The organism is Nostoc sp. LEGE 06077 (assembly GCF_015207705.1).
GTDB lineage: Bacteria > Cyanobacteriota > Cyanobacteriia > Cyanobacteriales > Nostocaceae > Nostoc_B.
Genome location: NZ_JADEWI010000007.1, coordinates 79,203 through 93,966, shown reverse-complemented (window position 1 = coordinate 93,966; position 14,764 = coordinate 79,203). Strand labels below are relative to the sequence as shown.

Annotated in this window: 12 protein-coding genes; 7 read left to right on the top strand and 5 right to left on the bottom strand. The window is 40.4% G+C overall.

Going from position 1 to position 14,764, the window contains the following annotated elements:
• The first annotated feature begins 8 nt into the window (after positions 1–8).
• The 4 genes from IQ244_RS07210 to acnB all read left to right on the top strand — a co-directional run bounded on the left by IQ244_RS07210 (position 9) and on the right by acnB (position 5,133).
• A complete protein-coding gene (locus IQ244_RS07210; protein WP_193891320.1) occupies positions 9–476 on the top strand; it encodes a PAM68 family protein in 468 nt (155 codons plus the stop codon).
• A 399-nt stretch (positions 477–875) separates the two neighbouring features.
• Positions 876–1,934: a 3-deoxy-7-phosphoheptulonate synthase gene (aroF, locus tag IQ244_RS07205; RefSeq protein WP_193891318.1), complete on the top strand. Its 1,059-nt coding sequence runs from the start codon at positions 876–878 to the stop codon at positions 1,932–1,934.
• Positions 1,935–1,971: 37 nt separating this feature from the next.
• On the top strand, positions 1,972–2,103 hold the full coding sequence (locus IQ244_RS33365) for a DUF4351 domain-containing protein (RefSeq protein ID WP_416209762.1): 132 nt from the start codon (positions 1,972–1,974) through the stop codon (positions 2,101–2,103).
• A 369-nt stretch (positions 2,104–2,472) separates the two neighbouring features.
• Positions 2,473–5,133, top strand: coding sequence for a bifunctional aconitate hydratase 2/2-methylisocitrate dehydratase (acnB, locus tag IQ244_RS07195; RefSeq protein WP_193891315.1), 2,661 nt, complete (start codon positions 2,473–2,475; stop codon positions 5,131–5,133).
• A gap of 46 nt (positions 5,134–5,179) precedes the next feature.
• Here acnB and IQ244_RS07190 read toward each other — a convergent pair whose 3' ends face one another.
• Entirely contained in the window at positions 5,180–6,976 is a 1,797-nt protein-coding gene (locus tag IQ244_RS07190) for a GmrSD restriction endonuclease domain-containing protein (protein WP_228058787.1), read from the bottom strand.
• 271 nt (positions 6,977–7,247) lie between these two features.
• Here IQ244_RS07190 and IQ244_RS07185 point away from each other — a divergent pair, with 271 nt between their 5' ends.
• Entirely contained in the window at positions 7,248–7,649 is a 402-nt protein-coding gene (locus IQ244_RS07185; RefSeq protein ID WP_193891309.1) for an endonuclease domain-containing protein, read from the top strand.
• Positions 7,650–7,718: 69 nt separating this feature from the next.
• Here the strand turns inward: IQ244_RS07185 and IQ244_RS07180 are convergent, their stop codons facing one another.
• Positions 7,719–7,889 (bottom strand): hypothetical protein, encoded by a 171-nt coding sequence (locus IQ244_RS07180; RefSeq protein ID WP_322746032.1) that lies wholly within the window; start codon positions 7,887–7,889, stop codon positions 7,719–7,721.
• A 500-nt stretch (positions 7,890–8,389) separates the two neighbouring features.
• On the opposite strand from IQ244_RS07180, the gene IQ244_RS07175 reads away from it, so the two are divergent.
• Together IQ244_RS07175 and IQ244_RS07170 are read left to right on the top strand one after the other, a co-directional pair.
• On the top strand, positions 8,390–8,650 hold the full coding sequence (locus IQ244_RS07175; protein ID WP_193891306.1) for a hypothetical protein: 261 nt from the start codon (positions 8,390–8,392) through the stop codon (positions 8,648–8,650).
• A 169-nt stretch (positions 8,651–8,819) separates the two neighbouring features.
• Positions 8,820–9,623 carry an isopentenyl phosphate kinase gene (locus IQ244_RS07170; protein WP_193891303.1) on the top strand — a complete coding sequence of 268 codons (804 nt, stop codon included), beginning with the start codon at positions 8,820–8,822 and terminating at the stop codon, positions 9,621–9,623.
• A gap of 419 nt (positions 9,624–10,042) precedes the next feature.
• Here IQ244_RS07170 and IQ244_RS07165 read toward each other — a convergent pair whose 3' ends face one another.
• The 3 genes from IQ244_RS07165 to gatB form a co-directional block, all read right to left on the bottom strand.
• Positions 10,043–10,615, bottom strand: a complete 573-nt coding sequence (locus tag IQ244_RS07165) for a Rid family hydrolase (RefSeq protein WP_193891299.1) — start codon at positions 10,613–10,615, stop codon at positions 10,043–10,045.
• Positions 10,616–11,042: 427 nt separating this feature from the next.
• A complete protein-coding gene (gene argJ, locus IQ244_RS07160) occupies positions 11,043–12,356 on the bottom strand; it encodes a bifunctional ornithine acetyltransferase/N-acetylglutamate synthase (RefSeq protein WP_193891295.1) in 1,314 nt (437 codons plus the stop codon).
• Between the two features lie 775 nt (positions 12,357–13,131).
• Positions 13,132–14,607: an Asp-tRNA(Asn)/Glu-tRNA(Gln) amidotransferase subunit GatB gene (gene gatB, locus IQ244_RS07155; protein ID WP_193891292.1), complete on the bottom strand. Its 1,476-nt coding sequence runs from the start codon at positions 14,605–14,607 to the stop codon at positions 13,132–13,134.
• Positions 14,608–14,764: the final 157 nt, after the last annotated feature.

Below are 14,764 nucleotides of genomic sequence, written 5' to 3'. Positions count from 1 at the left end.
TACCGCTTATGTCTGCTGAAGAATCTGAACGCAGTCGTTTGCCTTTTGAACCGAACAAAAAACGCCAAAAACCTGTAAAAGTTCAAAAAAAACCCATCAACTCCAATACTTTGGAAACATCAGCGAGCCGGAAGCAACCATTTTCCAAAGAGGAGATGGCTATTCCCCAAGTGGTGAGTCAGCGGATGATTCGGCGGGTAGCGTTTTTTTGTGGTCTCCCCACAGCTTTGGGGATTACTACATTAATAGTTAGCTATCTACTGGCTACCCAAACCCAGATCAAATTAGCTCCTATTGCCGTCTTGCTGGCAAATATGGGGTTATTTGGTTTAGGGGTTTTAGGCATTACTTATGGCGTTCTTTCAGCCTCTTGGGATGAAGAACGACCAGGAGGTTTAATCGGACTCAGCGAATTTAATATTAATTGGGGTCGGATGGTAGCGGTTTGGCGCGAATCTCGGCAAAAGAACGTCTGATATTAGCGCTCAGGTATTTAGATAACTCCGGTATTGGGTAATTTGCCAGTAAATGTTGAAGTTAAAGTTATATAACTTCAACATTGCTAATCAAAAAATATAGTATCTAATTTAAACCCAATATTCAGTAACCCCACGACTGAGCGCTTTATTTTTTTAACTTATAAATGTTAATTTCTCATCACTAAAAATTACACTAAATACTTTAGAAGTACGAAAATATAGTTAGTCTGGCTTAAGTAAGTCGGTGGAAACGGAACTTAGTTACGAAAAGTAAATATGTCTCACAACCTGACACAAGGACAAGTGACAAATTAATGACGACCTAACTAGTTAGCTTGATTTCCATCGACCTACTTATGCGTTTGGTATTTCACTCAACTAATCAGGTAATTTAAAATGATCGTAGTCATGAAGATTGGTTCCCCAGAGGCGGAAATCAACCGCATTGACGAGGAACTAACTAGCTGGGGACTAACACCAGAAAAAATTATTGGTAAACACAAAGTTGTAATTGGTTTAGTCGGTGACACGGCTGATTTAGATCCTTTACAAATTCAAGAAGTTAGCCCGTGGATTGAGCAAGTACTCCGGGTAGAGCAACCTTATAAACGAGCCAGTCGCCAGTTCCGTCACGGCGAAGCTTCGGAAGTGGTAGTAAATACCCCTGATGGCCCAGTGACATTTGGCGAACAACATCCATTAGTGGTTGTGGCTGGCCCTTGCTCTGTAGAAAATGAAGAAATGATTGTAGAAACAGCCCAGCGTGTCAAAGCCGCAGGTGCTAAGTTTTTACGCGGTGGTGCATACAAACCCCGAACTTCCCCTTACGCCTTTCAAGGACATGGTGAGAGTGCTTTAGATTTACTCGCCAAGGCGCGAGAAGTTAGCGGGTTGGGTGTGATTACAGAAGTAATGGACGCGGCTGAACTTGATAAAATTGCTGAAATTGCCGATGTTATCCAAGTAGGGGCGAGAAATATGCAAAACTTCTCCCTGCTGAAAAAAGTCGGCGCACAACCAAAGCCAGTTCTATTGAAGCGGGGAATGTCATCCACTATTGAAGAGTGGTTAATGGCGGCTGAGTATATTTTGGCAGGGGGAAACCCGAATGTGATTTTATGTGAGCGGGGAATTCGCACCTTTGATCGCCAGTACACTCGCAACACGCTAGATTTATCGGTAGTGCCAGTATTGCGGAAACTCACACACCTACCAATTATGATTGACCCCAGTCATGGTGTAGGCTGGGCAGAATTTGTCCCAGCAATGGCGATGGCGGCGATCGCATCTGGTACCGATTCCCTGATGATTGAAGTTCACCCCAACCCCAAAAAAGCCCTCTCGGACGGGCCACAGTCCTTAACACCAGAGCGTTTTGACCGCTTAATGCAAGAATTATCCGTAGTTGGTAAAGCAGTGGGGCGCTGGCCGCAACCAGCAGTTGCTTTGGCTTGAAGAATTCAAAAGTTAGCACAATTCTTGTAGGGTGGGCATGATTAATGTCCACCCTACTTTATCAAAGAGACAAAAACAAGACTTAATACTGTGTCTACTTAATCGTCCTATTGGTGAAATTGATACGTCATTAATTGAGCAAATTAAAAAATTATCGCCTGAACATTGAGAGAATTTAGGAGAGGTATTGCTATATTTTTCTAGTGTTGTTGATGTAGAAGCTTGGTTAAACCAACACTCAGGATAAGTGATCAGTAGATAAATTAATAACCAGCTTTTTATATTTAATTTATTAATTAATAAAGACTCGTTATTATACTCAACAACAATTAACCCATTAATAATAGCGATCGCAGCAATTAAAACATCTTTAGTTTAAATTAGTAATCAAAACTACACTTTAAGTATAAGTCGAAATTCTTGATAAGTGATTACCAGTAAGGCTTTGAGCTATAAAATAAGGTAAACTTTTATAGCCAAGTATTGCCTAAAAATATTTCATAATTAAGGGAAGAACATCCCAACAGAGAATACAAAAATGCTAGAGTCATACCGTCAACACGTTGCCGAAAGGGCAGCATTAGGAATTCCCCCCTTACCGTTGGATGCAAAGCAAACTTCAGAGTTATGTGAATTGCTGAAAAATCCCCCCAAGGGTGAAGAAGAAACATTATTACATTTATTGCGCGATCGCGTTTCCCCTGGTGTTGATCCTGCGGCTTACGTTAAAGCTGGATTTCTCACCGCCATTGCTAAAAGAGAAGTCAAAAGTCCCGTCATTTCCTCTATAGATGCGGTGCAGTTATTGGGAACAATGGTCGGCGGCTACAATGTGCAGTCTTTAATTGAATTACTGCAATTTGCTACCACATCCACATCAGATTCTTCCGAAACACCCTTGGTAATGGGTGGGGAAGGCAAAGAACCCATAGCCGCCTACGCCGCCGCCGCCCTCAGCAAAACCTTGCTGGTATATGATGCTTTCCACGATATTATAGAACTAGCAAAAACCAACCCCTATGCTAAACGGGTGGTTGATTCCTGGGCAGCAGCCGAGTGGTTTACATCTCGTCCCCAATTACCAGAATATATTAACGTCACAGTTTTTAAAGTGCCTGGGGAAACCAACACCGACGACTTATCCCCCGCCACCCACGCCACCACCCGCCCAGATATTCCCTTGCACGCTTTAGCAATGCTAGAGTCAAGGCAACCAGGAAGCTTGGAAACCATTGCTGAGTTGAAGAAAAAAGGGTTTCCCGTTGCTTACGTTGGCGATGTAGTTGGTACTGGTTCCTCTCGCAAATCGGCAATTAACTCAGTTTTGTGGCACACAGGCGAAGATATTCCTTATGTTCCCAACAAACGCGCTGGGGGTTATATTTTAGGTGGGGCGATCGCTCCCATCTTTTTCAACACTGCTGAGGATGCCGGTGCTTTGCCTATCCAGTGCGATGTCACCAAGTTAGAAACAGGTATGGTGATTACCATCTATCCCTACAAAGGCGAAATCACCACCGAATCTGGCGAAATCATTTCTACCTTCACCCTCAAACCAGACACCATCCTCGATGAAGTCCGCGCGGGTGGACGCATCCCCTTACTAATTGGACGTACCCTCACCGACAAAACTCGCCTTGCACTTGGTTTAGAAGCCAGCAACATATTTATCCGTCCCCAACCACCGGCAGACACAGGCAAAGGCTACACACTAGCACAGAAAATGGTGGGTAAAGCTTGCGGTTTACCAGGTGTCCGTCCAGGGACATCCTGTGAACCCATCATGACTACTGTTGGTTCCCAAGATACCACAGGCCCCATGACCCGCGACGAATTAAAAGAACTGGCTTGTTTAGGTTTCAGCGCTGATTTCGTCCTGCAAACTTTCTGTCATACCGCTGCCTATCCCAAGCCCGTTGACATCAAAACCCACCACGAACTACCAGATTTCTTTTCCTCCCGCGCTGGTGTAGCTTTGCGTCCCGGTGATGGTATCATCCACTCTTGGCTCAACCGGATGCTGTTACCGGACACAGTTGGTACAGGTGGCGACTCTCACACTCGCTTCCCCTTGGGTATTTCCTTCCCCGCAGGTTCTGGTTTAGTCGCCTTTGCTGGTGCTTTGGGTGTCATGCCATTAGATATGCCAGAATCAGTTTTAGTCAGATTCAAAGGCGAATTGCAACCAGGAATTACCCTGCGAGATATTGTTAACGCCATTCCCTATGTCGCCATTCAACAAGGTTTGCTGACAGCAGAGAAGGAGAACAAGAAAAACATCTTCTCTGGACGCATCATGGAAATTGAAGGCTTACCAGATTTGAAAGTCGAACAAGCCTTTGAACTTACCGATGCTACCGCCGAACGCTCCTGTGCAGGTTCCACCATTAAATTGAGTGTCGAAACAGTCGCCGAATATCTGCGTTCCAACGTAGCCCTACTGAAAAACATGATTGCACGGGGTTATCAAGACTCCCGCACCCTCCTACGCCGTATTGCCAAAATGGAAGAATGGTTAGCCAACCCCGTGTTATTAGAAGGCGATGCAGATGCGGAGTATGCAGCCATAATTGAAATTGATTTAAACGACATCAAAGAACCAATTGTCGCGGCTCCCAACGACCCCGATAATGTTAAGCTATTATCAGAAGTTGCTAATGACCCAGTACAAGAAGTATTCCTTGGTTCTTGTATGACAAATATCGGTCATTATCGCGCCACAGCCAAAGTTTTGGAAGGTGCAGGAGAAGTCAAAACTCGCTTGTGGATAGCACCACCAACCCGCATGGATGAACACCAATTAAAAGAGGAAGGTGTATACAGCATTTTTGGTGCGGCTGGTGCAAGAACTGAAATGCCTGGATGTAGTTTATGTATGGGAAATCAAGCGCGAGTTGCTGACGGAACCACAGTATTTTCCACCTCCACCCGCAACTTTAATAACCGTATGGGTAAAGGTGCGCGAGTGTATTTAGGTTCTGCTGAATTAGCCGCAGTTTGTGCGTTGTTAGGACGGATTCCCACGGTACAGGAATATCTTGATATTGTGGCGAGTAAGATTCATCCTTTTGCTGATAATTTATATCGGTATTTGAACTTTGATCAAATCGCCGGTTTTGAGGATGAAGGGCGGGTGATTGCGTTGGAAGATATGCCTAAGATTGAGGAGATTTTGGGTATGCCGTCTGCGTCGAGGTAAGTAATTTAATGATGTTAAGGTGGGTATTACCCACCTTTTGAACTTTTCATTTTTGAAAAAGCTTAGAAATAGCTAGTAATTCACGTCCTTGTACTTCTACAGTAGAAGAATCTTTTCTAGAAAAAACTTTATCTCCAAGAAATGAAACTTCAGTTTGAACTGGTATAGTAATTCTAATTACAGAAAAACCCTTATATGATATTGTGTCGAATTTTGTTAATACTTGTGTTTTTAAAGGGTCAGTTAGCAAAGAATTATGGATTGCATTAGTTAAAACTCTCACATATTGCTCTACAGTCTGATTTTGTAACTTTGCTTCTCTATCAATCCCTACAACATATCTTCCATTAACTTCAATCGGTTTTATGTTGTCTAATCTATCTATTTTATGAGCATCTTTTTCTGAGTCTGTAATACCAATGTGAATATATCCATCGGTGTCTGAACCTAAATTTGCAATACCACAGATAGTTTCAACAATTCTTGCTATTAAATCTTTATTGAGTTGTCTTTTCAGCGATAAATCAAGTAATCCTTGCGTACATTCATACCTTGAAGTTTCAATGCGAGAACGACGCAAAGAGTTTTCAAGATCAAGCACAAGTTCAACGCCATGTCCTAAAGCAGATGGTTCTTTTTTAGCAAAACAATCTTGAATTAAACCTATAGTTTGCTTAATATTACTCTTACGTTCTTCAGTTGTTGTGTAATGACTGCTCAAATCTAACTTTTTCTGAAGTCCTCGCAGACCATTCATTATACCTTCGGGATCAACCGGAGAAAGTTCTTTACGAATAATTAGCTCGAAAAAAGCCATAAATATAGTATAAAATGCTGTTCTAATAGGATTATTACTATTTGGATTGACAATACGCAGTAAACACTTAGGTTCGGAGCTATAGGCTTCTATGGTTTCTCGCATCACTGCAAATGTTGTGATTATATCCTGAGTTAATTTTTTAAAGCCATAGGTTGCTAAAGCACTATTTAAAACTTGGGAATATTTACTATCGAAATCATATAAACTATCTAAACGTTCAGTGCTAACTGGTAAAGGTTCATTAAGTAAAATAGAAGCTAGAATATCAGCTATCATTTGTTCATCTTCGCTTTCACGAAGCTGTTTTACAGTTAGTCCTCCTTGTTTACACCATATTGTATCTTCAGCTTTAATCTTATAACCTTGATTACTTTTTTGTGAGTCAATACTTATTTCTGGCATATCAGTAAGACGTAATACTTTATCTGAAACGTCTCCCCGTAACTCCATAGATATGCTTCTTACTAATTCTGCAAATGCAGTTGTTACACCTGCTTGTCTTCTTTCTTGGCTGCTTAAGTGTTTACCGCTAGAATTAATACGACCAAACACTTCTGTGATATCTTCTTCAGCCATTGCAGTATATATTGTCACTGCAAGTTGATAATCTAAAACATCAGCACATTCTTTACCTGAGAGCCAACTAGTTTGTAGCTTTTCATTATTTTTTTTGTTATTTTCATCTATGGTGTTATTTTCGATTTTAAGAATACCATCAATTGCTAATTGTTTAGCATAAGAAAATTCATCAATATCGAAATATTTATCATCAAAACCAAAGGAATTCTCAATAAAACTAAAGATTGCATTAAGACGTTGCATTCCATCAATAATTTCATATTTGCCACTACCGTATATCTGAGGGCGTTCTGCTAATAGAATTAATGGTATAGGATATCCTTTTAAAATACTGCCAATTAATTTTTCTTTTTCTGCAACTGTCCAAACAAGCTTTCTTTGATACTTTCTATTCACTAATAAACTACCAGAACGATAAAGCCGATAAGCTTCTGTAACACTCATCCCGCGCGGTGTAATACTCATAATAAATGTTGTATTAATTAGATTGACAATAAATAATTATACGTCAATAGTAAGTTATATTTAATACATAAATATTTCTTAAATTTGAGTTACAGTTGCACCTTGTGATATTTCACATAAACCTAAACCCACAGCCCCCTTCCCTACCAGGAAAGGGGGAAAAATCATGCTCCCCTCTCCGCGTCGGAGAGGGGTTGGGGGAGAGGTCAGCCATAATGTATGAATCAACACCAGGTTCGATAATTCATACATGAATAATCCAACACCAAGAAAACACCAAATTACCAATATAGTTATCGGACAGAAAATCAACCCAAATAAAATGCAGCTTGCGAAAGAATTGCGTCGCCAAATGACACCAGCAGAAAAAATTCTTTGGCAACATCTTTGCGGTAATCGTCTCAATGGTTTACACTTTCGTCGTCAGCAAATTATTGATGGTTTTATTGCAGATTTTTACTGTCACGCCGCTAGATTAGTGATAGAGGTGGATGGAAAAATTCATGAATTACAGGCTGAATATGACGCAGAACGCGACAGGGTTTTGTTAGCAAGAGGATTGCGTTTGTTGAGGATTAGAAATGAGGAAGTTGTACAGGAAATTGATCGGGTTTTGATGCTTATTTCTCAGGTTTGTGGTGAAGAGACCTAACCCCCTAACCCCCTTCCCTACTAGGGAAGGGGGAAGAATTGGTTTCTCTTTTCCCTTGGAAGATATAATCTAAATCATAATTTCCTCACGTTGACAATCCAAAAACACCATAAACTTAGCGTCAGGTATAAGTTTTCGTAAAAGTTGCACTTGACCATCTTCATCAAACCGAGTGTGAAATTTAGCAACAGTTACCCGTTGCATATCTGAAAGTAGCCGAGTAATAGCCCAAAGATTCAAGCGTTCTTTATCTGCGATCGCCTGATTTTTTAATGTAGAATCTTGGTATTGAATTTTTGCTCAAGTAAACAATAACAGCGATCGCACCCCTAAGTTCTCAAGAGCGATCGCGCTCAATTATTGATAAAATTTGTAAATTTGACCCTGTGTGTCTCCTTTCGCCTCTGCCTAGATAGCACAGATTGACAAGCATACACTTTTTTACAAATATAGAAAAAACCTATCGAGTTGATTGGATAAAACGTATTGCCCTTGATAGATGGTTGTTGGGCTAGTTTTCATTCTGCATCTGCAATTCCCTAAACTTTTCAGTTTGCGCTGGGGATTTTAAATCGATTTTGATGTATCCTAGATTTTCTTAGGTAATTTTTTCAACACCCAAGTTCATAAAACTTTTTTGCGGATTTCGCTCAAGATTCTTGAAGAAGTTCTTGAACTCTCTAAGAATCTACCTCTTGTTGCTTATTTTTTTGTCAAACTTTAAGGCTTAATAAATCATCATGGATATACGACTCATCAAAAAATCCGAAAAATTAATTCTGAAAAAAATAAAAGAGATAGAAGAAGAAAACCTTTCAATAGATGATTTTGAGAGCCAAGAAGCTACAGTTGAGGAAAAACAAGTAATCAATATAGTAGAAGACAGAGAGGATGACTACATTCCATTACGAGATAATCCTGTAGTTTTATCTATTGCCAATTCAGGATGGCAGGTTTCGGAAATCTTACGAGATATCAGAGTGGATACTTTCTATGATTGATAAATAATATATATAGCAATCATATCTGATTGCTAAAAATCGAGAGGTATAGATACCCGAATTATTAAAGAATTCGGGTATTTTGCTGAATCAGCGCAGACAAATTCTCGATTATTTCCCATTCCTTGTGGTAAGCTTTTTGCTAGTTATTACCGCATCTTCATATTTCATGTTAGAGCTAGTATTAATCAAGCTGGGGGGTTCTTTAATCACTGATAAGAACCAACCATACACTGCTCGGCTAGAAACTATGCAAAAACTAGTTGAGCAAATTAGTCTAGTCCGCAAGTATCATCCTAGTTTGAAATTGATTGTTGGTAACGGGGCTGGTTCTTTTGGGCATCAGTCAGCGCATAAATATAATACCATCAATGGCATTGCCTGTGATGCTGAAAAACTAGGATTCTGTTTAGTTCACCAAGATGTTTTAGATTTAAATATATTATTAGCCAAGTGTTTTTTACAAGCAGGTTTGTCAGTAGTGAGTTTACCACCTTTAACTATGGTAGTTACTGACAATAAAAAACTACTGAAAACCAATTTTTCTGTGATAGAAAATAGTTTACAAGCTGGCTTGATCCCTTTAGTTTTTGGTGATGTTGTTTTAGATCAAAAAATTGGTGGAACTATTCTGTCTACTGATACCTTATTAGCAGAATTAGCCAAATACTTTCATATTCAAGGTAACTACCAAGTCAAACTTATTAATGCAGGTAATTATCCTGGTGTTTACAACCAATATGGGCAAGTTATACCTCAGATTACACCTGCCAATTATTTTCAAATTAAAGCTTTTATAGGCAAGAGCGAATCTGTCGATGTTACTGGTGGTATGACTCAAAAAGTAGAAGAGTTTTTGGCTATTTCTAGTTTAGGAATTGATTGTTGGATAATTGACGGCAATATTTCGGGAAATTTAGTCAAGGCTGTTTTGGGACAGCCAACTTTAGGGACGGTAATTCGCGCATTATAATTTTATTGTAAGAATTCAGCACCCAGGAGTCATACCGTTTCACTTTAAGTTTGATACAAATAGGCCGCAGGGGGGCAGAGGAGCAGGGGAGCAGAGGAGAAATTATTTGTATCATTTATTTGGTGAAATGGTATCAGAAGCCAGAATTTAGAAGTATCTATAGGATGAGCAAATTAATTCATCAAATCTTTCTCCTGATTCTTTAAACCTTCTGACGGATGTATTCTGACTCCTGAATACTTACATTTTATTACCGATGAATCAGAATCAAATAAGCGAATTGTTGCTCTAAAGCATTACCAGAAGTCTAGCAGATGAAACATCAAAAATTAGGGTGCGTTAGGCTTAAAACCTTAACACACCCTGAATCTACACCCGGATAACTTAAATAAGGTGTAGCAACTGAAAATTTCCTAAAATTAATCCCAGCGATTATTAGGTGATTCTGGAATCACCGCATAAGCATCAATTTCAAACAACATACCATCAAGCGCCAATCTCGGAACAGGAATGAGTGTGTTTGCGGGTAGTTTATTACCCCACAAATTACCAATTTCGCGTCCTAACGGAATTAATTTTTCTTGGGTGTGATTTACTATCAGAACAGTGGTTTTGACTACATCTTGAGGTCTTGCACCAGCCGCATTTAAGGCAAACCGCAGATTCTGAAAAGCCTTGACTAATTGTTCTTCATAGTCATTGGAAACAAGATTACCTTGTAAATCTGACCCAAATTGTCCAGAAATATACACAGTTCTTGTTCTTGGTGGTGTAATTGCTATATGACTATAGCCGTTTTGAGGAGCATTATATAAAGTTGGCGGGTTCACCAATTCCACATCTCTAGGTCTATTACCTTGAGCAATTACTTCCTTTTGTGTTCCTGCAACTAAGGCGGTACCTAATCCGCTACCTCCTAGCCACAAAAGAGCATTTCTTCGTGAGAATTTTGTCACTATTGAATTGACCGCACTGCTGATACGTTGATTCATTGAAGCTCCTTAGATATGAGTTCTCTATGTTTGACTAGGCTCAAATTCTATTATGTAGTGAATAGGATTCAAAAAGCACCATGAATCTCACTAATTGGGTGCAATTACGCAACGAATATACTAACTTTAAAATATCTTTAATATTTGACTAATTGTTCTAGAAAACTTATCTTCTTTTGAAGAAAATCGCTACTTTTACAAAATTTTTGCTGTTCTTAGTTTTTTTGGTAATCAGATTGCTGTAATTTATCAATTTAGGCATATCCTTACTCATTAGGTCTAGAAAATTTTTCAATGTTTATATTATGTTTCTGATGTTTCCATTTTTAAATAATCACTATAAAAAAGTGGCGATCGCTCATAATGGAGAACAATCACCACTTTTTTATGCTATTCAACGGCTATCTGGGAATATCTGCTGATTTAGCTATGTTGTGTATTCGGCGTTGATTTTAACGTAGTCGTAACTTAAATCACAACCCCAGGCTTTACCTGTACCATGATCATTACCAACGCTGACGGTAATGATTACGGGATTGTCTAAGCGTTGAGTTTTGATATTGCTGCGGACATCGCCTGATAAATCATTACTATTATTAGTAGCCACTACATCAGCAACAGGATAATTGGTGGCTGCTTGTTTTAAATATGCGCTGGCGGCGGCGCGGTCAAATTGCAGAGGTTGACCATTTTCTAACAGTAAGAAATTTCCTAATTTAATTTGCAAGTTATCTTGTTCAAAGGGTACACCTGCTCGTCCGGCGGCGGCGGCGATGCGTCCCCAGTTGGGGTCACGACCAAAGATTGCAGATTTAACTAAGGATGAACCTGCAATGGTTTTGGCAATTTGTCGTGCGGCGAGGTCATCATGAGTTCCCGTAACTTGCACTTCTATGAGACAGGTTGCACCTTCACCATCCCGCGCGATCTCTTTGGCTAAATGCTGGCATACTGCTGTTAACATAGCCTCTAATTTTTCGGCTTCTGCGCCCATCTCGGTAATTGCTGGGGTGCGGGATTGACCATTTGCTAAGGCAATTAAACTATCGTTGGTGCTAGTATCGCCATCTACGGTAATGGAATTAAAGCTTTTATCTGCGGCTCTACTCAACATTTGCTGCCAAAGGTGGGGAGAAACAGCGGCATCACAGGTAACAAATGCCAGCATAGTTGCCATGTTGGGGTGAATCATTCCAGAACCTTTAGCAATACCACCAATGCGGACTGGGCGATCGCCTATAGTTGTTTCTAAAGCAATGGTTTTTGGGACTAAATCTGTGGTGATAATTGCCCCAGCAGCCGCATCGGAACCTGTTTCGGAGAGTGATGCTACTAATTTAGGAATACCGCTGCGTAAGGCATCCATCTTGATGCGTTTTCCAATTACGCCAGTGGAAGCCAGCAAAATCAATTCTGGGTCAATATTTAATTCTTTGGCTAATAACGCAGCACTTTCATTCGCATCACGTACACCTTGACTACCTGTAGCAGCGTTGGCTTGTCCGGCGTTGCAGAGAATGGCAAGAGCGCTAGGTTTGGCTTGTAAAATTTGACGGCAATAATCTACACAGGCGGCTTTAACTTGAGAAGTGGTAAATACACCAGCTGCGATCGCCTCAACATCAGATACTATCAAAGCTAAATCTGGCAATCCCGACGGTTTTAATCCTGCGGTGATTCCTGCGGCTCGATATCCTTTAGGAGCAGTCACACCACCAGTAATTTCTTGCCAGTCTGCCATTTTTAGTTCCCCCACAAATATTTAGCGGTTTGACTGGGGATTATACCAATTAACGAGTGCTGAGTGTTAAGTGCTGAGTGCTGTAAAGCCCTGCGGGCATGGCTGCGCTTAGAGCGGTAGCGGGGCGTTTAGCCCGTGCTGAGTTTTGAGTGTTAAGTGCTGAGTAAGATTTATTTTTGCAACTGAGGGATAAGTCAGAATGCTGGTTTTTTTCTGGGAAATCAGCACTGTTTTATTGAAAAAGGAGAGCCACTTGAGCAGCTCTCCAGATCATCAGGGTGCATCTACTTAACACAGCATATCATTTTTGCCATGAGGAGTATCACCCATTATTTGTTTTTTTGTATAAATATTATTAAGATTTTATCCGTAGAATACTTAGACATAAGATTTTAGATGAAAATGGTAAATTTAGTTACTACCCTGTGTCACATCTAAAAATGCACATTGATGTTTATGGTTGTCTTGAATCATTTTTGATTACTTTGATGGGTTGAATTACTTGCTTCAGAAAATAAACTGGCTAAGTTAATTGCTTTGCTTACCAAATCAAGATTTCAAATGTGATAGAAACATAACTTCCTAGTTAAAAAATAAGGAGAGAAGCTAGGGCAACTCTCCGAATCATTAGGTGCATCTACTAAGCAAATAATAGCCTTTTATTTGTGAGGGTTATTACTTAGCAAGCTGTGATTTTAGTAAATATACGGTAAAGAAATTACTGAACTAAAACTGGCGAAAATGTCTGAGTGAAAAAACTTTGCTGACAATCAAACTAGGCATTCAGCTTTTTTTCCACCAGTTCGTTAGTTAACTTCGGATCAGCACGTTTGCTGGTCTTTTTCAGCACTTGCCCGACAAAGAAGCCTTTGAGATTGGTGTTACCGTTACGGTATTTTTCTAGTTCTTTGGGGTTAGCGGCAATCACTTCATCGACAATTGGTTCTAGGATACTGGGGTCGGTGATGAGTTCTTGACCGGCAAAAGCTTTTTCTGGAGTCACGCCTTGGAGTAAATCGGGCAATTTTTCTTTAGCTTGGGCGTTGCTAATTTTGCCAGTCTCAATGCGGGTAATGACTTCAGCCAAGTTCGCCGGAGTTAAAGCAATATCAGTAATACTGAGTTTTTGCTTGTTGATATATGCGGCGATATCTTGAGTAATCCAGTTAGCTGCGGCTTTGGGGTTTGCGCCAGCTGCGATCGCTGCTTCAAAATATTCTGATACGTAGCGCTCTTCTGTCAAGACTCGCGCATCATAAGGCGAAAGTCCCAATTCGTTTTCATAATGATGGCGCTTTTGGGCGGGGAGTTCTGGTAGTTCGCTACGCCAGTTCTCTAATTGAGTCTCAGATACTTCAATGGGGGCTAAATCTGGTTCGGGGAAGTAGCGGTAATCGCTAGAACCTTCCTTTGTCCGCATACTAATTGTGCGTTGTGCGCCTTCTTCCCATAACCGGGTTTCTTGGATGATGGGTTCTCCGGCTTCAACTGCGGCGATTTGGCGTTCAATTTCGTATTCAATCGCCCGTTGAATGGCGTTGAAGGAGTTCATGTTTTTAATTTCGACCTTTGTCCCGAATTTGTCTTGTCCCACAGGACGGACGGAGATATTAACATCACAACGCAAAGATCCTTCTTGCATATTTCCGTCACTCACACCGAGATAACGCACAATCCGGCGGAGTTCTTGGGCGTATTCTGCGGCTTCTTGTCCCGAACGAATATCAGGTTCCGAGACAATTTCAACTAACGGTACACCTGCGCGGTTGTAGTCTACTAAAGAATAGCTCGAACCAGACAGGCGATCACTTCCCGCGTGTACCAACTTACCTGCATCTTCTTCCATGTGCAAGCGTGTAATTCCAATCCGCTTGCGGACAGGATTACCCTCAGCATCTACCAACTCAATTTCGATCCAACCATGTTCAGCAATGGGTAAATCATATTGAGAAATTTGATAATTTTTTGGTAAATCAGGATAAAAATACTGTTTGCGGTCAAATTTGCTATATTTAGCGATTTGGCAATTTAATGCTAAACCTGCTTTCACTGCATACTCTAGAACTTTTTCGTTGAGTACTGGTAAAACCCCAGGTAATCCCATACACACGGGGTCAATGTTAGTATTTGGATCAGCACCGAACGCCGTAGAGCTACTAGAGAAAATTTTTGTATTCGTACTTAGCTGACAATGGGTTTCTAGACCAATAATCGCTTCGTACTCAGTTTTGACTGGAGTAGCAGAAGTCATAAGATTAAAAGTTCGACCAATTTACACGTAAATTACTATTTTAGCTTCGCCTTGACAATTCCTAATTTTCTGTGTGAACTCTGAGCCTCTGCGGCTAGATGAATGTCTTTATAAACTGCAAAGCTAGTAGGTTGGGTGGAGGCGCACAATAACTAAT

Excerpts from the sequence above, each read along its gene's own strand:
- IQ244_RS07210 (WP_193891320.1), top strand. The coding sequence starts at position 9 with ATGTCTGCTGAAGAATCTGAACGCAGTCGTTTGCCTTTTGAACCGAAC.
- aroF (WP_193891318.1), top strand. The coding sequence starts at position 876 with ATGATCGTAGTCATGAAGATTGGTTCCCCAGAGGCGGAAATCAACCGC.
- IQ244_RS33365 (WP_416209762.1), top strand. The coding sequence starts at position 1,972 with ATGATTAATGTCCACCCTACTTTATCAAAGAGACAAAAACAAGACTTA.
- acnB (WP_193891315.1), top strand. The coding sequence starts at position 2,473 with ATGCTAGAGTCATACCGTCAACACGTTGCCGAAAGGGCAGCATTAGGA.
- IQ244_RS07190 (WP_228058787.1), bottom strand. The coding sequence starts at position 6,976 with ATGAGTGTTACAGAAGCTTATCGGCTTTATCGTTCTGGTAGTTTATTA.
- IQ244_RS07185 (WP_193891309.1), top strand. The coding sequence starts at position 7,248 with ATGAATAATCCAACACCAAGAAAACACCAAATTACCAATATAGTTATC.
- IQ244_RS07175 (WP_193891306.1), top strand. The coding sequence starts at position 8,390 with ATGGATATACGACTCATCAAAAAATCCGAAAAATTAATTCTGAAAAAA.
- IQ244_RS07170 (WP_193891303.1), top strand. The coding sequence starts at position 8,820 with ATGTTAGAGCTAGTATTAATCAAGCTGGGGGGTTCTTTAATCACTGAT.
- IQ244_RS07165 (WP_193891299.1), bottom strand. The coding sequence starts at position 10,615 with ATGAATCAACGTATCAGCAGTGCGGTCAATTCAATAGTGACAAAATTC.
- argJ (WP_193891295.1), bottom strand. The coding sequence starts at position 12,356 with ATGGCAGACTGGCAAGAAATTACTGGTGGTGTGACTGCTCCTAAAGGA.
- gatB (WP_193891292.1), bottom strand. The coding sequence starts at position 14,607 with ATGACTTCTGCTACTCCAGTCAAAACTGAGTACGAAGCGATTATTGGT.